The organism is Rhizobium sp. N122 (genome assembly GCF_002211295.1).
Classification (GTDB): domain Bacteria; phylum Pseudomonadota; class Alphaproteobacteria; order Rhizobiales; family Rhizobiaceae; genus Rhizobium.
Genome location: NZ_LOKU01000002.1, coordinates 97,433 through 115,444 on the forward strand (window position 1 = coordinate 97,433; position 18,012 = coordinate 115,444).

General features: G+C 63.3%; 18 protein-coding genes and 1 other RNA gene. 11 read left to right on the forward strand and 8 right to left on the reverse strand.

Going from position 1 to position 18,012, the window contains the following annotated elements; genetic code table 11:
- The first annotated feature begins 62 nt into the window (after positions 1-62).
- Positions 63-917 carry a prephenate dehydratase gene (locus ATY75_RS02310; protein WP_088936318.1) on the forward strand — a complete coding sequence of 285 codons (855 nt, stop codon included), beginning with the start codon at positions 63-65 and terminating at the stop codon, positions 915-917.
- 73 nt (positions 918-990) lie between these two features.
- Here ATY75_RS02310 and ATY75_RS02315 read toward each other — a convergent pair whose 3' ends face one another.
- The 5 genes from ATY75_RS02315 to ATY75_RS02335 all read right to left on the reverse strand — a co-directional run bounded on the left by ATY75_RS02315 (position 991) and on the right by ATY75_RS02335 (position 3,962).
- A complete protein-coding gene (locus ATY75_RS02315) occupies positions 991-1,359 on the reverse strand; it encodes a VOC family protein (RefSeq protein WP_088936319.1) in 369 nt (122 codons plus the stop codon).
- 132 nt (positions 1,360-1,491) lie between these two features.
- Entirely contained in the window at positions 1,492-1,752 is a 261-nt protein-coding gene (locus ATY75_RS02320) for a hypothetical protein (protein WP_064835696.1), read from the reverse strand.
- A 146-nt stretch (positions 1,753-1,898) separates the two neighbouring features.
- Positions 1,899-2,591 carry a YafY family protein gene (locus ATY75_RS02325; protein WP_088936320.1) on the reverse strand — a complete coding sequence of 231 codons (693 nt, stop codon included), beginning with the start codon at positions 2,589-2,591 and terminating at the stop codon, positions 1,899-1,901.
- 4 nt (positions 2,592-2,595) lie between these two features.
- A complete protein-coding gene (gene nudC, locus ATY75_RS02330; protein WP_064826674.1) occupies positions 2,596-3,555 on the reverse strand; it encodes an NAD(+) diphosphatase in 960 nt (319 codons plus the stop codon).
- Positions 3,552-3,962: an HIT family protein gene (locus ATY75_RS02335; protein ID WP_088936396.1), complete on the reverse strand. Its 411-nt coding sequence runs from the start codon at positions 3,960-3,962 to the stop codon at positions 3,552-3,554. Before ATY75_RS02335 ends, nudC begins: the two co-directional genes overlap by 4 nt.
- 88 nt (positions 3,963-4,050) lie before the next feature.
- Here ATY75_RS02335 and ffs point away from each other — a divergent pair.
- The 3 genes from ffs to ATY75_RS02350 all read left to right on the forward strand — a co-directional run bounded on the left by ffs (position 4,051) and on the right by ATY75_RS02350 (position 6,417).
- Positions 4,051-4,147: signal recognition particle sRNA small type (gene ffs / locus ATY75_RS02340), an RNA gene on the forward strand.
- Between the two features lie 45 nt (positions 4,148-4,192).
- Positions 4,193-6,073: a DNA polymerase III subunit gamma/tau gene (locus ATY75_RS02345; protein ID WP_088936321.1), complete on the forward strand. Its 1,881-nt coding sequence runs from the start codon at positions 4,193-4,195 to the stop codon at positions 6,071-6,073.
- Positions 6,074-6,093: 20 nt separating this feature from the next.
- Entirely contained in the window at positions 6,094-6,417 is a 324-nt protein-coding gene (locus ATY75_RS02350; RefSeq protein WP_064693315.1) for a YbaB/EbfC family nucleoid-associated protein, read from the forward strand.
- Positions 6,418-6,500: 83 nt separating this feature from the next.
- On the opposite strand, the gene ATY75_RS02355 is transcribed toward ATY75_RS02350, so the two are convergent.
- Positions 6,501-7,118, reverse strand: coding sequence for an MOSC domain-containing protein (locus tag ATY75_RS02355; protein ID WP_088936322.1), 618 nt, complete (start codon positions 7,116-7,118; stop codon positions 6,501-6,503).
- 57 nt (positions 7,119-7,175) lie between these two features.
- Here ATY75_RS02355 and recR point away from each other — a divergent pair, with 57 nt between their 5' ends.
- Both recR and ATY75_RS02370 read left to right on the forward strand, forming a co-directional pair.
- On the forward strand, positions 7,176-7,781 hold the full coding sequence (gene recR / locus ATY75_RS02360; protein WP_003589338.1) for a recombination mediator RecR: 606 nt from the start codon (positions 7,176-7,178) through the stop codon (positions 7,779-7,781).
- 215 nt (positions 7,782-7,996) lie between these two features.
- Complete coding sequence (locus tag ATY75_RS02370; RefSeq protein ID WP_088936323.1) at positions 7,997-9,268, forward strand: lytic murein transglycosylase; 1,272 nt, start codon at positions 7,997-7,999, stop codon at positions 9,266-9,268.
- A 4-nt stretch (positions 9,269-9,272) separates the two neighbouring features.
- On the opposite strand, the gene ATY75_RS02375 is transcribed toward ATY75_RS02370, so the two are convergent.
- Positions 9,273-9,728, reverse strand: coding sequence for a GNAT family N-acetyltransferase (locus ATY75_RS02375; RefSeq protein ID WP_088936324.1), 456 nt, complete (start codon positions 9,726-9,728; stop codon positions 9,273-9,275).
- An 8-nt stretch (positions 9,729-9,736) separates the two neighbouring features.
- A complete protein-coding gene (locus ATY75_RS02380; RefSeq protein ID WP_088936325.1) occupies positions 9,737-11,368 on the reverse strand; it encodes an MFS transporter in 1,632 nt (543 codons plus the stop codon).
- A gap of 243 nt (positions 11,369-11,611) precedes the next feature.
- Here ATY75_RS02380 and rimP point away from each other — a divergent pair, with 243 nt between their 5' ends.
- The 5 genes from rimP (at position 11,612) to rbfA (ending at position 18,006) form a co-directional block, all read left to right on the forward strand.
- Entirely contained in the window at positions 11,612-12,217 is a 606-nt protein-coding gene (rimP, locus tag ATY75_RS02385; RefSeq protein ID WP_064835680.1) for a ribosome maturation factor RimP, read from the forward strand.
- Positions 12,218-12,275: 58 nt separating this feature from the next.
- On the forward strand, positions 12,276-13,883 hold the full coding sequence (gene nusA / locus ATY75_RS02390; RefSeq protein WP_088936326.1) for a transcription termination factor NusA: 1,608 nt from the start codon (positions 12,276-12,278) through the stop codon (positions 13,881-13,883).
- Complete coding sequence (locus ATY75_RS02395) at positions 13,880-14,575, forward strand: RNA-binding protein (protein ID WP_190241302.1); 696 nt, start codon at positions 13,880-13,882, stop codon at positions 14,573-14,575. The genes nusA and ATY75_RS02395 overlap by 4 nt, the downstream gene beginning before the upstream one ends.
- 102 nt (positions 14,576-14,677) lie before the next feature.
- The gene (gene infB, locus ATY75_RS02400; protein ID WP_088936327.1) at positions 14,678-17,437 is read left to right on the forward strand and encodes a translation initiation factor IF-2; all 2,760 of its coding nucleotides are present in this window, start codon (positions 14,678-14,680) and stop codon (positions 17,435-17,437) included.
- Positions 17,438-17,601: 164 nt separating this feature from the next.
- Complete coding sequence (rbfA, locus tag ATY75_RS02405; RefSeq protein WP_064835674.1) at positions 17,602-18,006, forward strand: 30S ribosome-binding factor RbfA; 405 nt, start codon at positions 17,602-17,604, stop codon at positions 18,004-18,006.
- Positions 18,007-18,012 lie beyond the last annotated feature (6 nt).

Consider the following 18,012-nt stretch of genomic DNA (forward strand, 5'->3'; position numbering starts at 1 on the left):
GTCGTCCGAAAACCGCTCACACTTTTCGGCATCATGCTCTAAGTCGAACTGACGGAACTATCATGAACATCAAGACCAACAGGATCGCCTTCCAGGGCGAATTCGGCGCCAATTCCGACATGGCCAGCCGGGACATGTTTCCGACCATGGAGCCGCTGCCCTGCCAGACTTTCGAGGATGCGTTCACGGCGGTCGACAATGGCGACGCCGATATCGGGATGATCCCGATCGAGAACACGATCGCCGGGCGTGTCGCCGATATCCACCATCTGCTGCCCGAATCGCGGCTCCACATCATCGGCGAATATTTCATGCCGATCCGCTTCCAGCTGATGGTGCTGCCTGGCGTGACCAAGGACGAGATCCGCACGGTGCACAGCCATATCCACGCGCTCGGCCAGTGCCGCAAGATCGTCCGCGCCCATGGCTGGAAGCCTGTCATCGCCGGCGATACGGCGGGGGCGGCGAAGCTCGTCAAAGAAACCGGCGACCGGACGATGGCTGCGCTCGCGCCGCGCCTTGCCGCCGATCTCTACGGGCTCGAGATCGTCGCCGAAAACGTCGAGGATACGGAAAACAACGTCACCCGCTTCGTCGTGCTGTCGCGCGACGAAGAATGGGCGCAACGGAATTCGGCTGAGGAAAAGGTCGTCACCACCTTCGTCTTCAACGTCCGCAACATTCCGGCAGCGCTCTACAAGGCGCTCGGCGGCTTTGCCACCAACAACATCAACATGACGAAGCTCGAAAGCTATCAGCTCGGCGGACGATTCGTGGCGACACAGTTCTACGCCGATATCGAAGGCCATCCGAACGATCCGAACGTGCGCCGGGCCTTGGAGGAGCTGCGGTTCTTCTCCGAGAAGGTGCGCATCCTCGGCGTCTACAAGGGGCATGCGATGCGAGGCCTGCTTTAGGTCTTTGTTCTATGCAGGTGCCCGGAAGCGCTGCACATTCCGGGCACACGCATGAGAGACTTCAACATCAGTATTATTTATCCGGCTCACAGACGCGCAGTCGATGACCGTCCGGGTCGAGCACGACGAAGGTCGGGCCGAAATCCAGTTCGGTCAGTTCCTGGGCGATCGGCAGACCGCGGCCGCGCCAATCCTCATACTGCCGGGCGACGGCATTTTCCCCCGCAACCATGAACGCCACTTCGCCGCGGTTGCCGATGGCGGAGGGCTGCGGCTCGACCTTGCTGCGCCGCCAGAGGCCGAGGGTGAAGCCGCCCTCGAGTGGAAAGGCAACGAAATTCGGCGCTTCCACGGCCGGTTCTCGGTTCAGGAGGTTGCGGTAGAAGCTGGCGCTTTCGCCGGGGTCCTTGACGTAAAGGATTATCAGGTTGGGGCTGGTCATTTTCGGCTCTCCCGTTGATGTGAATGGTAGGGACGACGGACCCGGCTGCTGCCAATGGATGGCAGCAGGATGTGGAGGCGCAGCAACTGCGGCACCCCGTTTTCGTCGGGTGGAATGTCAATGGTGATGAATTTAGACTGGAAAACGATTCTCGCGGCGCGGGCCGCGCCCATCCATGAAGCCGAGGTCGCGCTTCAAGGAATCCGGTGTCGATTCCAGATCGAGTTTCGGGCGGCTTCCCCTGGGATTCCGGAGAAAGCCGATGACCAGTCGCAGCAAGCCGGAGCGCGCCGATTGGTGGGCGTCGGCAAAAGTTTCGGCCGAAATCACATCGGCAAAGGTCTCAGCGGTAAAACGCTCGTTGGCGAAATGGATGGCGGGAGGCATTGCCATGATCAGTACTCCTTCCCTAGCGCATCGGCACGATGCGCGGAACCTTGGATGCTACAGCGTCCTTTGCGCGTCCAAAGACGCGCGGCGCTGTAGTGGACTGGTACTGATGATAACGCCGACTGCTGACAGTTTATGGCAGCAGCGTTTCAATTCTCGAGCGGCACGTCCTGCTCGCGCCATTCCTTGAGGAGAACCGTTCGGCGGCGCGGATAACGCACCTCGTGCAGCGTCATGTCGATAATGCGGTCGGTGCGGAAATGGCGGAAGTCCTGGCGCAACTCGCACCAGGCCATGAGGACCCGCACATGCTCGAAATAGCCGAGTGCGAAAGGCCAGACGCGGCGGCGCGAAATTCGACCCTGCTCGTCGCCATAGTGCAGTTCGAGAATACGCTCCAGACGGATCGCCCGGCGGATCGCCGAAACGTCAGCCTTGTCCTCGTCCCGGCGCTTGGGGCCGACGAAAAGGGCCGCCGAATCGATCATCTCCCGCATATCGGCCGGCAGCACCGCGGCTATCTTGGCCAGCGCATCGGCGCCGGCGCCGGCCAGGCGCGGTTCGGCGGCGCGCGCGACCCAGCGCGAGCCGAGGACCAGCGCTTCCAGTTCCTCCTCGGAGAACATCATCGGTGGCAGCATGAAGCCCGGCTTCAGCACGTAGCCGATCCCGGCTTCGCCTTCGATCATCGCCCCTTGGGCCTGCAGGCTGGCAATGTCGCGATAGAGCGTACGCAGGCTGACGCCGGTCTCCTCGGCAAGCACGGTGCCGGTCACCGGGCGCCGGTAACGCCGAAGCGTCTGGAGCAGCGTCAGCAGCCGTTCCGAGCGGGCGACCGGCATGGTGTTAGCGCTTCCACTCCACCCAGTCGCGCATCAGGCGGTGGGCGATCGCGCCTTTCGGCGGCGAGGCCTTGCCAGTCGCGCTCGGGCGTTCCAGCATCTCGATCGTTTCCTCGCGGGTGAACCAGCGGCAATCCTCGAGTTCGGTCTCGTCGCGGCTGATGTCGGTGGATTTCGCCTCGGCGTAACAGCCGATCATCAGCGAATGCGGCATCGGCCAGGGCTGCGAGGCGTGGTAGCGGATGCGGCCGGTGCGGATGCCCGATTCCTCCAGCGTTTCGCGGCGCACGGCGTTCTCGATGGTCTCGCCGGGTTCGACGAAGCCGGCGAGGCAGGAATACATGCCAGGTGCAAAATGCGGGCTGCGGCCGAGCAGGCAGAGGTCGCGGCTCTCGTCGATCGTCAGCATGATGACGACGGGGTCGGTGCGCGGAAAGATCATGTGTTCGCAGGCGGCGCAGACCCGCTTGTAGCCGCCGATGTGGATCTCCATCGCCGAGCCGCAGCGGCCGCAGAAGCGGTTGTCGCCATTCCAGCGGATGAGGCTCGCGGCCTGGGCGAATTCGCCGAGCAGCACCTCGTCGATCAGCATTTCGCGAAACAAAGTACGGCCGTCGGCAGGCTTGTAATGGCTGGCAAGATCGTCGACGTCGATGCCGACGGGGACGGCAAGCCGCGGCTCGCCCGATTTGCGGTAGCCGAGAAGCACGGTCTCGTCCCAATCCGGCTGCAATTCCTGCAGCTCGTAGCGGGCAAAGAGCGGATCGAGCACCTGGCCGTCATGCTTCAGCACCAGCCTGTCTCTGGCGAAGGCGAAGATATGCGTGCCGTCCCTTGCCAGCGCCTTTTCGACGGAGTGTTCGTCGCGATGCTCGGAATCGCGATTGAGGTCATTGGCGGCAAAAGCCGTGAGATTGCTGGGTTCGGGATGCGGCACGTCCGAATCGAAAAGCGAATGACTCATGATGAAAGGGCTTCCCGCAGCTTCGCTATGAATTCGTCTCTCTTTCCGTCCTCGTAGGGCTCCGCGCGCCCGAACCCCCAGACGGGACCCGGCCAATTGGCGTCGCCTTCGAAGCGGGCAATGACATGAACATGAAGCTGGCGGACGATATTGCCAAGAGCCCCGACATTGATTTTTGCAGCACCGGTGATCTCTTTGAGCGCTTTGGCGACGAGGTCCGTCTCGAAGGCGAGCAGCACCTGGTCGAGCGGCGTCAGCTCGAAGATTTCGGTGATATCGGCCCGGCGCGGCACGAGAATGAGCCAGGGCCAGCGGGCATCCCTCGACAATCTGACATCACAGAGGCCGGTGACCATGACGCTGGTGCTGTCGTTTTCCAGCCGGGGGTCGAGCATAAAGCCGTTCAAGGGCATTCCTCCTGTCTTTTCCAACGACTAGCAGTTTTTTATCATGTTGGCTTGCTTTTGATGACGATATTGCCGATATGTGCATCCGGGAGGTTGGTGGTGGACGAGCCACTCGCCAACCGGGTCAGGTCCGGAAGGAAGCAGCCCTAACGAGCCCGGCACGGGTCATCGTGCCAGCCTCCCACCTTCTCTCCACGAAGTGCCCGACGATCCGGGCGACAAGCAGGGCGATGAGCGACACCGAGCGACAATCAAAAGATGCCGCCTCGACGGGCACCGGATACCGGGTGCTGGCTCGCAAATACCGCCCCAAGGATTTCACGGACCTGATGGTCGGCCAGGAGCCGATGGTCCGCACCCTGACCAATGCCTTCGAAACCGGCCGCATCGCCCAGGCCTATATGCTGACCGGCGTGCGCGGCGTCGGCAAGACGACGACGGCACGCATCCTGGCGCGGGCGCTGAACTACAAGACGTCGGAGATCGACAAACCGACGATCGACCTTCGCACCCCCGGCGAGCATTGCCAGGCGATCATGGAAGGCCGGCATGTCGACGTGATCGAGATGGACGCGGCTTCTCATACCGGTATCGACGATATAAGAGAGATCATCGAGCAGGTGCGCTACCGCCCGGTTTCGGCGCGCTACAAGGTCTATATCATCGACGAAGTGCACATGCTCTCGACGCAGGCCTTCAACGGTCTGTTGAAGACGCTCGAAGAGCCGCCGGAGCATGTGAAATTCATCTTCGCCACCACCGAAATCCGCAAGGTGCCGATCACGGTGCTGTCGCGCTGCCAGCGCTTCGACCTGCGCCGCATCAGCGCGTCGGATCTCGTCGGGCTGTTTTCGACGATCGCCGCCAAGGAAGGCATCGAGGCCGAACCGGATGCGCTGGCAATGATCGCACGCGCGGCCGAAGGCTCGGCGCGCGACGGCCTGTCGCTGCTCGACCAGGCGATCGCCCATGGCGCCGGCGCCGTGCAGGCGGAAGCCGTGCGCGGGATGCTCGGCCTTGCCGACCGCGCCCGGATCGTCGATCTGTTCCAGCATGTCATCAAGGGTGATGTGGCCGCAGCCCTCGGCGAATTTCAGAGCCAGTACGAGGCCGGCGCCAATCCGGTGGTGGTGCTGACCGATCTTGCCGATTTCACCCATCTGGTGACGCGGCTGAAATATGTGCCGGATGCGGCAAACGACCCTTCGCTCAGCGAAGTCGAGCGCACCAAGGCGGCGGAATTCGCCAAGGGCGTCGCGGTGACGACGCTGTCGCGCATCTGGCAGATGCTGCTGAAGGGCATTCCGGAAACGGAAGGCTCGTCGCGGACGGCGGGTGCGGCCGAAATGGTGCTGATCCGGCTCACGCATGCGGCGCATCTGCCGGCGCCCGAGGATGCAGCGCGGCGGCTCGCCGAATTTTCCGGCGACAATGCCGGCCCGCGGCCCTCCTCCCCGCCTTCGGGCAACGGCGGCGGCAGCGGCACGCGCGTTCCCTATCAAAGCAGTGTCGCGGCACGCGCGCCGGACATCGCACCCGGCAAGCCGCAGGCGTCCGCGCCGGTGGCGATGCTGCGCGCCGTGCCGAGCAGCCAGCCGGAGACCATGCCAGTCGGCCGGATCGAGACGAAACCGGCGGAGACACCGAAGCCGCTCGTCCCGGTCAATTCGATCAGTGATATCGTCGATCTCGCCGCCGAAAAACGGGACGTCAAGCTGAAGGCACTGGTGCGCAACTTCGTGCGGCCCGTTCGCATCGAATCCGGGCGGCTGGATGTGAACCTCACCGAGGGCGCACCGGGCACGCTGCTGAACGAGCTTGCCGTCAAACTGAAGGAATGGACGGGCATCCACTGGATCGTCAGTACGAGCCGCGAAGAAGGCGGACCGACGATGGTGGAGGCGGAAGCCAAGGCACAGCAACAGCGCGTCAGCGATGCCCGCCAGGACCCGGATGTCGCGGCGATCCTGGCGCAGTTTCCGGGCGCCAAGATCATCGACGTGCGCGTCAGGGCGCCGACGCCCGAGGAAGAAGCGGAAGAGGCGACGCCGCCTGCCGCCGCCGAATCGGAAGACGGTGATATCCTGCCCGGCGACGACATAGAATTCTGATTTCAAGAAGGAGCGAGACGATGCGCGACATCATGGGCATGATGGGCAAAGTCAAGGAAATGCAGGCCAAGATGGAGCAGATGCAGGCGGAGATCGCCGAGCTCACGGCCGAAGGCAAGGCGGGCGGCGGCCTCGTCACCGCCGTCATCTCGGGCAAGGGCGAGCTGAAGAGCCTGAAGATCGACCCGTCGCTGTTCAAGGAAGACGATGTCGAGATCCTCGAGGACCTGATCGTCGCCGCCCACAAGGACGCCAAGGACAAGGCCGAGGCGCTCGCCGCCGAAAAGACCAAGGCACTGACCGCCGGCCTGCCGATTCCGCCCGGCTTCAAGCTGCCGTTCTGATAGCAGGCGATTCAATCTTTACTTTCACCACTGTTGCGATGGACGATGTAACAATCGCGTTCGCGACGCACCGGCAAGCCGGCCTAACGTTGCGCGTGAAGCATCGCGCGTAGCTTGTAGTGAATAGGAGCGGCGAGATATCGCGCCCGGTCCGCCTCCGAAGGCCGTCGGCCAAAAGTTTCCATCAGTTCCGCCATTGTGACTTTTTCGCCAGGAAAGGACTGATGCTCCAACGGCATTCCGGCTTCGGCGATGCCGCCGCGGATGACGCGACAATAGATGCCGGGACGAGCGGCCACGGTATAGCGTTTGACGAATTTCGGATCGGCCATCCTGGCGGCGAAGGTAGCGCAGGGAATGCGGCAGGCGCTGACCTCGAGGACGAGATCGCCAGAGATGAACCGGTCGCCGACGGAAACGTCGCGATTGTCGAGGTCTGAGATCACCATGTTTTCGCCGAAGGTGCCTGACTCGTACGGACGGCCGAGTTGCTGCGCCCACCAGTCGAGCGTCAGCGATCCCTCGATATAGACGGCCTGGTCGACGCCGCCATGGTGTTTGCGGTTGCAGATGGCATCGCCGACCAGCCCTTCGGCATCGATCATCACCGCGCCATTGACGGCATGTTTGAAGATGCCGGTCTTGTAGCTCTTGCCCGGCAGCCGTTCCGGATTGCCGATGCACAGCGCCTGGATTTTCATGGGACGGCCGATCCTTCCGCGATTCCGTTTTCACTGCATATCAGTTAAGAACGGCGCATGGCAAAACGAGTCACCGGCCCCGAAATCGAAAAACTCATCCAGCTTCTGGCAAAGGTGCCGGGCCTCGGGCCGCGCTCGGCGCGCCGGGCTGCACTGCACCTGATCAAGAAGAAGGACCAGTTGCTGGGGCCACTGTCGAATGCGATGGGCGAGGCTTACGACAAGGTGAAGATCTGCTCGCGCTGCGGCAATGTCGATACCGTCGATCCCTGCACCGTCTGCACCGACACGCAGCGCGATCAATCCATCATCATCGTCGTCGAAGACGTCTCCGACCTCTGGGCGCTGGAACGGGCCGGCGCGATGAACGCCGCCTATCATGTGCTCGGCGGCACGCTGTCGCCGCTCGACGGGATCGGGCCCGACGATCTGAATATTCGCGGCCTGATCGACCGGATCGGCGAAGGCGGCATCCGGGAGCTGATCATTGCGGTCAACGCAACCGTCGAGGGACAGACGACGGCGCATTACATCACCGACCAATTGCAGGGGCTTGAGGTGAAGATCACCCGGCTGGCGCATGGCGTGCCGGTCGGCGGCGAACTCGATTATCTCGACGAGGGCACGCTGGCGGCGGCCCTTCGGGCGCGGACGGTGATATGAGGGATTTGTATATGTCGAAAGATACCCCCCTCTGCCCTGCCGGGCCCGGGGTCGAGCCGCGGGTCTCGACCCGTCCTTCGGACCCCCACAGGGGGGGAGATCGGCAAGTTTCACCGGCGTCGCGAAATCTTGACCGCGTGCCAGGCGGCGGCGATCTGCAGCGTTTGGTTCGGACGAGAGGGTGCCCCCAGCCGATCTCCCCCCTTGTGGGGGAGATGTCCGGCAGGACAGAGGGGGGTGTTCCACGACGGCTGCGGATACTCGCATTGGCGATAATGACCGCCGTCCTCCCTCTCCCCTCATATGCAGCCCCTTCGAAAGCCGACGTCGAGGCGCAGTTCGAGACCTGGGTGCAGAAGGATCTCTGGCCCGAGGCGAAAGCGAACGGTATTTCCGAGAAGACCTTCAAGGCGGCCTTCTCCGGCATTGAGCTGAACTGGAACCTGCCCGATCTCGCCCCGCCTGGTTTCCCGCCACCGAAGGAGCAGAAGCAGACGCAGGCGGAGTTTTCCTCGCCCGGTCCCTATTTCAACGAGGACCATCTGAAGAGGCTTGCCGCAACCGGGCGCGGCTTTGCCGCGCAATATGGCTCGACGCTGAAGCGGATCGAGAAGACTTATGGCGTGCCGGGCTCGATCGTGCTGGCCATCTGGGGCCGGGAGACCGGCTTCGGCGCGGCGAAGATCCCGAATCCGGCGGTCGAGGTGCTGGCGACCAAGGCCTTCATGTCGACGCGCAAGGAAATGTTCCGCACCGAGCTGATGGCGGCGCTGCATATTCTCGACGGCGGCGACGTGACGCCCGCCGAGTTCAAGGGTTCGTGGGCCGGCGCGCTCGGCCAGCCGCAATTCATGCCGACGAGCTATCTGAAATATGCGGTCGATTTCGACGGCGACGGCCACCGCAATATCTGGACTTCGGTGCCGGATACGCTTGCCTCGATCGCCAACTACCTGGTCAAGAAGGGCTGGCAGCGCGACCGCGACTGGGGCTTCGAGGTGTCGATACCAGCGGCGGTCTCCTGCGCCCAGGAGGGGCCGGATCTGGCAAAGCCGCTGTCGCACTGGGCCTCGCTCGGCATCGACCGCATCTCCGGCAAGGGCTTTCCCGCCGGCGAGCTGAAAGCGCAAAGCATGATGCTGGTGCCGGCCGGCCGTGACGGGCCCGAATTCATCGTCACGCCGAATTTCTATATCATCAAGGAATATAATAATTCCGATCTCTACGCGCTCTATATCGGCAATCTCGCCGATCGGATCGCCTATAATGGCGGCGCCTTTCAAGGCCGATGGGGCGATGTCGGCAAGATGCTGCGCTCCGATGTCGCCGCCATGCAGAAGGCGCTGGAGCGGCAGGGCTACGATGTCGGCGGCTCCGACGGCCTGCCGGGTTACAAGACCCGGCGTTCGATCGGTGAATGGCAGGCGAAGAACGGCATGACGCCGACCTGCTTTCCCGAGGCGACGATGAAGGGCAAGCTAAAGTAGTTGTTCAGAGCGTGCGCTTCAGCCCTTCGTGGCTCGCCACGAAACCGAGCCTCTCGTAGAAGCGGATCGCATCCGCCCGCGTCTTGTCCGACGTCAGCTGAACCAAGCCGCAGCCGCGCGCGGCGCATTGGCCGATCGCCCATTCGATGAAGGCGGAGCCGAGGCCCGAGCCGCGAACATCTATCGCAACACGCACGCTTTCGATCTGGCCGCGCCACATGCCCGTCCTCGACAGGCCGAGGATGAAGCTCAGTTGCAGGCAGCCGACGACTCGATCGGAAGCGTCGATGGCGACGGCCAAGAGCTGGTTGGGATCCGCCTCGATCGCCGCGAAGGCCGAGAGATAACGCGCATCGACGGGATCAGAGACGATCTCCCTGGCGTTGCCGAGATCGTCGTCGGCCAGAAGCCGGACGATCGTGACGAGATCCGACTGGCGGGCGAGCCTGAATTGATACATGGCCGTCCTCAATGGTGCAGGTCGATCGGCGCCTGGTGGAAGACGTCGTTGTCAGGCGGAATGGCCTGACGCTCGATCATCCGGTGGACATGCGGCAGGCCTTCGCCGCGGTGAAGCGCACGCAGTCTGTCGATGTTTTCGGCATCGGCATGCGTGCGCCGCTGGTTGTGTCTGATGTATTCGACCCAGGTCGGCGTATGATAGGTTTCGGTCCACAGCCCGGGATTTTCGAGATCGCGCATCAGCGCCCAGTTGCGGGCGCCGTCGCGGATGCGGATACGGCGGCGCTCGCCCATCAGCTGCATGAATTCGGCAAGGTCGTCATCTGCGATCTCGTAATCGACCTGGATGACGATCGGGCCGCTGCGCGGGGTGATGTCGAGGCTGAGCGCCGGCTCGGTAAAGCGGTTCAGCGGATCGAGATTGAGCGAGGCGAAGGCCGGCATCGAAAAACGCAGGCCGATCGCGATGCCGAGCAACGTGACGACCGACGACATCAGCAGCGCCTCGGCGACGCTGTAGCGATCGGCGGCCACGCCCCAGAGCCAGCTGCCGCCGGCGATGCCGCCGAAGGTGACGGTCTGGTAGAGCGACAGCGCGCGACCCACCACCCAGCGCGGCGTCGACAGCTGGACGATGGTGTTGAAGAGCGAGAGCGCGGAGACCCAGCAGGCGCCGGAGACGAGCAGCCCGGCCGAGGTGAGCACCGCGCTCGGGCTGAAGGCGGCGATGACGGCGCTGAGCGCAAAGCCTGCAAAGGCCAGGCGGATGATCACCTCGCTCGACAGCATCTGACGCAGCCGCGCATTCAGCACAGCGCCGCCGATCGCACCGATGCCGAAGGCGCCGAGCATGAAACCATAGGTCAGCGGGCCGCCGCCGACGAGATCGAGGGCGACGACCGGCAGCAGCGCCAGGATCGAGCTGGCGCCGATGCCGAAGAGCAGCCCCCTGACCAGGACCTTTTCGAGATTGGGGGACATCGAGACATACCGCAGCCCGGCGAAGATGGCGCTGCCGAGCGCCTCGCGTGGCAGGGTCGAGACCGGTGCGCCCGGGCGCCAGCGCAGCAGGGCATAGATCAGCGCGAGGTAGCTGACGGTGTTCACCGCGAAGGCCGCGGCCGCGCCGGCTGCCGCGACGATGACGCCGCCGATCGCTGGGCCGACGCTTCGGGTGATGTTGAAACCCATGCTGTTCAGCGTGACGGCGCCCGGCAGATCGGCGCGCGGCACCATGTCGCCGACCGAAGCCTGCCAGGAAGGGTTGTTGAGTGCGGTGCCGCAGCCGATCAGGAAAGTGAAGAACAGCAGCAGCCAGGGCGTGATCCAGCCGAGAAGGGCCGTGACCGTCAGCAGCGCCGAGACCGCCAGCATCAGACACTGCGCCGTCAGCATGACCCGGCGGCGATCATAATTGTCGGCGAGCGCACCGGAGATCAGCGAAAACAGCATGATCGGCAGCGCCGTCGAGGTCTGCACCAGCGCGACCATGTCTTCGGAGGCGGTGATCGTCGTCATCATCCAAGCAGCACCCACCGCCTGGATCAGGCCGCCGAAATTCGAGGACAGGCTGGCAAACCAGATGGCACGGTAGGTATCGTGCCGCAAAGGCGCCAATGTCGACGACGTATAGGCCACGATTTCTCCGCTCTTGTTGTTGCGCCCCACGGCAATATATGCGCAAGATCAGCGCTGGCCATAGGTCTCGTCGCCTCGCCGGAAGCGAATTGGCCGAATCGGTCGCAGACCTTGCAATTTCGGAAAAACCCGACTATATGCCTCTCAAATTCTTGATCGCTTGATGAAGAGTGGGCCGCAAGGACCCGCTCTTTTTTATTAGCGCGATCCCTAAACAGCATGAAATTGCGAGGAGCGCACCGCTTGTCGGACATGACAAACGCAGACAACGAACTTGAGCCGCGGCTGATTACCGAAACCGGGCTTGACCAGCGTCTTGCCGATATCATCGAGCCCGTTCTCGTCGGCCTGGGCTTTCGGCTGATCCGCGTCCGTATGCTGAACCAGAACGGCGCGACAATGCAGGTCATGGCCGAGCGCAACGACGGGACGATGACGGTTCAGGACTGCGAAGAAATCTCGATGGCGATTTCTCCCGTCCTCGATGTGGAAGATCCGATCGATAAAGAGTATCATCTCGAGGTGTCTTCGCCTGGCATCGACCGTCCGATGGTTCGGAAATCCGATTTCGTCCGCTGGCAGGGCCACCTTGTGAAATGCGAGACGTCGATCCTGATCGACAATCGCAAGCGCTTCCGCGGCAAGATCGTCGAAGCAGGCGTAGATGGTTTCACGCTCGAGCGTGACCAGGTCGCTTACGGGGAAGAGCAAAAGGTCACCATTCCCTTCACGGCGCTTAGCGATGCGAAGCTCATTCTGACCGACGACCTGATCCGCGAGGCGTTGCGCGCCGACAAGCTGGCGAAAGCTGAGGCCGCCAACCAGAACGACGCGGACGACCAGGAATAACCGATCAACAGACCGCTCCAGGGACGGGAACCCGGGGTTAAGACGGAGAAACAAGACAATGGCAGTCAGTGCGAACCGGCTCGAACTTCTGCAGATCGCAGATGCAGTGGCGCGCGAAAAGGTCATCGACCGCGAGATCGTGCTGGCCGCAATGGCCGATGCCATCCAGAAGGCGGCACGCTCCCGTTACGGCACCGAGTCCAACATCCGGGCCGATATCAATCCGAAGACCGGCGAAATCCGTCTGCAGCGCCTGCTCGAAGTCGTCGACAAGGCCGAGGATTATTCGACGCAGATCCCGCTGGAGCTTGCCCGCGACCGCAACCCGGACGCCGCACTCGGCGATTTCATCGCCGACCCGCTGCCGCCGATGGATTTCGGCCGCATCGCCGCACAGTCCGCCAAGCAGGTGATCGTGCAGAAGGTGCGTGAAGCCGAGCGCGACCGCCAGTTCGACGAATTCAAGGATCGCGTCGGCGAAATCGTCAACGGCACGGTCAAGCGCGTCGAATACGGCAATGTCATCGTCGATCTCGGCCGTGGCGAAGGCATCATCCGCCGCGACGAAATGATCCCGCGCGAGAACGTGCGCTATGGCGATCGCGTCCGCGCCTATGTCTACGACGTCCGTCGCGAACAGCGCGGCCCGCAGATCTTCCTGTCGCGCACGCATCCGCAGTTCATGGTGAAGCTGTTCACCATGGAAGTGCCTGAAATCTACGACGGCATCATCCAGGTGAAGTCGGTCGCCCGCGATCCGGGCTCGCGCGCCAAGATCGCCGTGATCTCGAACGATAGTTCGATCGATCCGGTTGGCGCCTGCGTCGGTATGCGCGGTTCGCGCGTTCAGGCCGTCGTCGGCGAGCTTCAGGGCGAGAAGATCGACATCATTCCCTGGAGCCAGGACCCGGCGACCTTCGTCGTCAACGCCCTGCAGCCGGCCGAAGTCGCCAAGGTCGTTCTCGACGAGGATGCCGAGCGCATCGAAGTCGTCGTTCCCGACGAGCAGCTGTCGCTTGCGATCGGCCGCCGCGGCCAGAACGTCCGCCTGGCGTCGCAGCTGACCGGCTGGGATATCGACATCATGACGGAGGCCGAGGAATCGGAACGCCGCCAGAAGGAATTCAACGAACGCACCAACCTGTTCATGGATTCGCTCGACGTCGACGAAATGGTCGGCCAGGTTCTGGCCTCCGAAGGCTTTGCCGCCGTCGAGGAACTGGCCTATGTCGATCTCGACGAAATCTCCTCGATCGACGGTTTCGACGAAGAGACGGCGCAGGAAATCCAGCAGCGCGCCCGCGAATTCCTCGAGCGTCTCGAAGCCGAGATGGACGAGAAGCGCAAGGCGCTCGGCGTTCAGGACGAGCTGCGCGAAATCGACGGCATGACCGCCCAGATGATGGTGGCGCTCGGCGAAGACGGCATCAAGACGATCGAGGATTTTGCCGGTTGCGCCGCTGACGATCTCGTCGGCTGGACGGAACGCAAGAACGGCGAAACGAAGAAGTTCGAAGGCCTGTTCTCGAAGTTCGACGTCTCGCGCGTCGAGGCCGAGCAGATGATCGTCCAGGCCCGCCTGTCGGCCGGCTGGATCACCGAAGAGGACCTGGCGAAGGGGACCGAAGAAGAGGTCGCCGAAGCCGAAGCCGAACAAGAAGCATGATGACCGCGCATGAGCCGGACGCTCTCCCTGACGAGGACGACGATCTTGCAGGTTATGACGTGAACGGACGCATGTGCATCGTGACGCGCGAAAGCGGATCGCCAGAAGAGCTGATCCGCTTCGTTGCCGCTCCCGATGGAACTGTTGTCGCCGACCTGAAGCGCGAGCTGCCGGGACGCGGATGCTGGGTGAAGATCGACCGCTCGCTGGTCGACAGGGCCGTGGCGAGGAAACTCTTCGCCCGCGCGCTGAAAATGGATGTGAAGGCGGCAGACGATCTCGGCGCAAGCGTCGACCGGCTGCTGGCGGCGCAATTGATGCAGATGATGAACATGGCGCGGAAAGCCGGCCAGTTCGTCAGCGGCTCCTCGAAAGTGGATGCCGCGGTCAGAAGCGGGGCAGCCCTTGCGGTGTTCCACGCGACCGATGCAGCCGATGACGGCGTCCGGAAAATCGACCAGGCCCGCAAGGCCTGGCACCTCGGAATGGAGACCGAGGAGGAGATACCTTCCTTCCGTCTCTTCTCGGAGAGCGAAATGGAAGGCCTGATGGGCCAGAATGCTTTTATCCATGCCGCAGTGCTTGCAGGGCAGGCGGGTGAGGGTGTAGTGAAGCGCGCAAAGATGCTCGAACAGTACCGTATTGGCGGTCAGTCCCGGGCAGCGGGCGGCGCTGGCCGGCAAAAACAATGAGGCGGTCACCGGCATTGGCCGGTCGCATTCTCATTGATCGACAAGTATTGAACGACAGGGTCTGATCTAGTCATCGCTCCCTGTCCGAAGGAACGGGAACGAATGACCGATAGTAACGACGACAAGACAATCAGCGTGACGGGCAAAAAGACGCTTACCCTGAAACCATCGGGGATGAGCCAGGGCACCGTTCGCCAGGATATGGGTCGGGGCCGCACCAAGGCGGTCGTCGTCGAGACCCGTAAGCGGCGCCCGATGCGCCCGGAAGACGAAAAGCCGATCACACCTGTGGCTCCGGTGGCTCCCGTGCGTGCCGCCGAACCGGCGCCCGCACCCGTGCAGGCGCGTCCGCAGCAGGCCGCACCGGCACCGCGGATCCAGCAGGGCAACAACAACAGCCAGGCGAACCAGCGGCCGCAGCAGTCCCACCAGGCGCCGCGCCAGAACGATCGTCCGCGCCCGGTGGTGCTGAACCATCTGTCGCCTGAGGAAATGGACGCGCGCCGGCGTGCGCTTGCCGACGCCCAAGCGCGTGACGCCCAGGATGCGATCCGCCGCGCCGAGGACGAAAAGCGCCGTGCCGCCGAAGAGGTTATCCGCAAGGCAGCCGAAGCCGAAGAAGCTGCCCGCAGGGCCGCCGAAGAGGCCATCCGCCAGGCTGAGGCGCCGGCCGCCGTTGCTGAACCGGCAGTCGCAGCACCGGCTCCGGCCGAAGCACGCGCCGACGCTCCGCGGCCGCAGCCAGCATCGTCGGCGCCTGCCGCGCGCCGGCCCGATGCGGCTGGAGCGCCTGGCGCTGCCCGTCCGGCAGCAGGCGCAGCTGCTCCCGGCGCCGTTCGCGGCCGCCGCGACGAAAAGGAAGACGACGATCGTGGCGGTGCCGCGCGCGGCGGCCCGGTCCGTGGCCGCGTCGTTCGCCCGGAACCGGCAAAGCCGGTCACCACACGCCCGAAGACGGATGAAGAGCGCCGTCGCGGCAAGCTGACGATCTCCACCGCCAATGTCGACGGCGAGGACAATGCCCGCGGCCGTTCGCTCTCGGCGATGCGCCGCCGGCAGGAGAAATTCCGCCGCGGTCAGATGCAGGAAACCCGCGAGAAGATCTCCCGCGAGGTGGTTCTGCCGGAGACCATCACCATTCAGGAACTGTCGCAGCGCATGTCCGAACGCGCCGTCGACGTCATCAAGTACCTGATGAAGGAAGGCCAGATGATGAAGCCGGGCGACGTCATCGACGCCGATCTCGCCGAACTCATCGCCGGCGAATTCGGCCATACGGTCCGGCGCGTGTCGGAATCCGACGTCGAACTCGGCATCTTCAACGTGTCGGACGAGGATGTCGAACTGGTTTCGCGCCCGCCTGTCGTCACCATCATGGGCCATGTCGACCACGGCAAGACCTCGCTGCTCGACGCCATCCGCCATGCCAACGTCGTCTCCGGCGAAGCCGGCGGCATCACCCAGCATATCGGCGCCTATCAGGTGGAGCAGAGCGGCCAGAAGATCACCTTCATCGACACCCCCGGCCACGCCGCCTTCACGGCCATGCGTGCCCGCGGTGCGCAGGCGACCGACATCGCGATCCTGGTCGTCGCGGCCGACGATAGCGTGATGCCGCAGACGATCGAATCGATCAACCATGCCAAGGCGGCCGGTGTTCCGATCATCGTGGCGATCAACAAGGTCGACAAGCACGAGGCCGATCCGCAGAAGGTCCGCAACCAGCTGCTGCAGCACGAAGTTTTCGTGGAATCCATGGGCGGTGAAGTGCTCGACGTCGAAGTTTCGGCCAAAACCGGCAAGAACCTCGACAAGCTGCTCGAGGCGATCCTGCTGCAGGCGGAAATTCTCGATCTCAAGGCCAACCCGAACCGGACTGCCGAAGGTACCGTCATCGAAGCCCAGCTCGATCGTGGCCGTGGTTCGGTCGCGACCGTGCTCGTTCAGAAGGGTACGCTGCGTCCGGGCCAGATCATCGTCGCCGGCGACGTCTGGGGTCGCGTGCGCGCGCTGGTCACCGACAAGGGCGACCATGTGAAGGAAGCCGGTCCCGCGACCCCGGTCGAGGTTCTCGGTCTTTCCGGAACGCCGCAGGCGGGCGACAAGTTCGCCGTTGTCGAAAGCGAAAGCCGCGCCCGCGAAATCTCGGAATACCGTCAGCGTCTGGCCCGCGACAAGGCGGCTGCCCGCCAGTCGGGACAGCGCGGCTCGCTGGAACAGATGATGATGCAGCGCCAGAGCGCCGGCATCAAGGAGTTCCCGCTTGTTATCAAGGGCGACGTGCAGGGCTCGATCGAAGCCATTGCCGGCGCACTGGAGAAGCTCGGTACCGACGAGGTCCGCGCCCGTATCGTCCATTCGGGCGCCGGCGGCATCACCGAGTCGGATATCTCGCTCGCCGAAGCGTCGAACGCGGCCATCATCGGTTTCAACGTTCGTGCCAATACGCAGGCACGCCAGTTCGCCGAGCGCGAAGGCCTCGAAATCCGCTACTACAACATCATCTACGACCTGGTGGATGACGTGAAGGCAGCGATGTCGGGCCTCTTGTCTCCGGAACGGCGCGAAACCTTCATCGGCAATGCCGAAATCCTCGAGGTGTTCAACATCACCAAGGTCGGCAAGGTCGCGGGCTGCCGTGTCGTCGAAGGCAAGGTCGAACGCGGTGCGGGCGTCCGCCTCATCCGCAACGACGTGGTCGTTCACGAAGGCAAGCTCAAGACCCTCAAGCGCTTCAAGGACGAAGTCTCCGAAGTGCCGATGGGCCAGGAATGCGGCATGGCCTTCGAAAATTACGAGGATATGCGCGCCGGCGACGTCATCGAGTGCTTCCGCGTCGAGCATATCACGCGCACGCTCTAAACCGCGGCGCGCTTTAAGCGCAGCATCGGCTTTCCGAAAGCCATTCGCCAGCCCGGCGGATGGCTTTCGGGTATCCGCCGACTTGACCTTTTCTGCCAAAAGAGTCATGGACGCTCTCCTTTGACGGGTTCGATTCCCAGCCGCATCGGCAAATAGAGATAACAATGACCAGAGCAACTTCTTCCGCGCCTTCGCAGCGCATGCTGCGCGTTGGCGAACAGGTTCGCGCCGCGATCACCCAGGTATTGCAGCGGGGCGAAGTGCGCGACGACGTCATCGAAGCGACCGTGATCTCGATCTCGGAAGTGCGCATGTCGCCGGATCTCAAGATCGCCACGGCTTACGTGACACCGCTCGGCGTTTCCGACCACAGCGTCGTCATCGAGGCGTTGAACCGTCATGCGAAATATATCCGCGGCCGGCTCGGGCAGCAGCTTCGGCAGATGAAATACATGCCGGAGGTGCGCTTCCGCGACGATACCAGCTTCGACAATTACAAGAAAATCGACGAGCTGCTGCGCTCGCCCGAGGTGAGCCGCGATCTCGACGGCGATAAAGACGAACAATAAACAGAA

Excerpts from the sequence above, each read along its gene's own strand:
- ATY75_RS02310 (WP_088936318.1), top strand. The coding sequence starts at position 63 with ATGAACATCAAGACCAACAGGATCGCCTTCCAGGGCGAATTCGGCGCC.
- ATY75_RS02315 (WP_088936319.1), bottom strand. The coding sequence starts at position 1,359 with ATGACCAGCCCCAACCTGATAATCCTTTACGTCAAGGACCCCGGCGAA.
- ATY75_RS02320 (WP_064835696.1), bottom strand. The coding sequence starts at position 1,752 with ATGGCAATGCCTCCCGCCATCCATTTCGCCAACGAGCGTTTTACCGCT.
- ATY75_RS02325 (WP_088936320.1), bottom strand. The coding sequence starts at position 2,591 with ATGCCGGTCGCCCGCTCGGAACGGCTGCTGACGCTGCTCCAGACGCTT.
- nudC (WP_064826674.1), bottom strand. The coding sequence starts at position 3,555 with ATGAGTCATTCGCTTTTCGATTCGGACGTGCCGCATCCCGAACCCAGC.
- ATY75_RS02345 (WP_088936321.1), top strand. The coding sequence starts at position 4,193 with ATGAGCGACACCGAGCGACAATCAAAAGATGCCGCCTCGACGGGCACC.
- ATY75_RS02350 (WP_064693315.1), top strand. The coding sequence starts at position 6,094 with ATGCGCGACATCATGGGCATGATGGGCAAAGTCAAGGAAATGCAGGCC.
- ATY75_RS02355 (WP_088936322.1), bottom strand. The coding sequence starts at position 7,118 with ATGAAAATCCAGGCGCTGTGCATCGGCAATCCGGAACGGCTGCCGGGC.
- recR (WP_003589338.1), top strand. The coding sequence starts at position 7,176 with ATGGCAAAACGAGTCACCGGCCCCGAAATCGAAAAACTCATCCAGCTT.
- ATY75_RS02370 (WP_088936323.1), top strand. The coding sequence starts at position 7,997 with ATGTCCGGCAGGACAGAGGGGGGTGTTCCACGACGGCTGCGGATACTC.
- ATY75_RS02375 (WP_088936324.1), bottom strand. The coding sequence starts at position 9,728 with ATGTATCAATTCAGGCTCGCCCGCCAGTCGGATCTCGTCACGATCGTC.
- nusA (WP_088936326.1), top strand. The coding sequence starts at position 12,276 with ATGGCAGTCAGTGCGAACCGGCTCGAACTTCTGCAGATCGCAGATGCA.
- ATY75_RS02395 (WP_190241302.1), top strand. The coding sequence starts at position 13,880 with ATGATGACCGCGCATGAGCCGGACGCTCTCCCTGACGAGGACGACGAT.
- infB (WP_088936327.1), top strand. The coding sequence starts at position 14,678 with ATGACCGATAGTAACGACGACAAGACAATCAGCGTGACGGGCAAAAAG.
- rbfA (WP_064835674.1), top strand. The coding sequence starts at position 17,602 with ATGACCAGAGCAACTTCTTCCGCGCCTTCGCAGCGCATGCTGCGCGTT.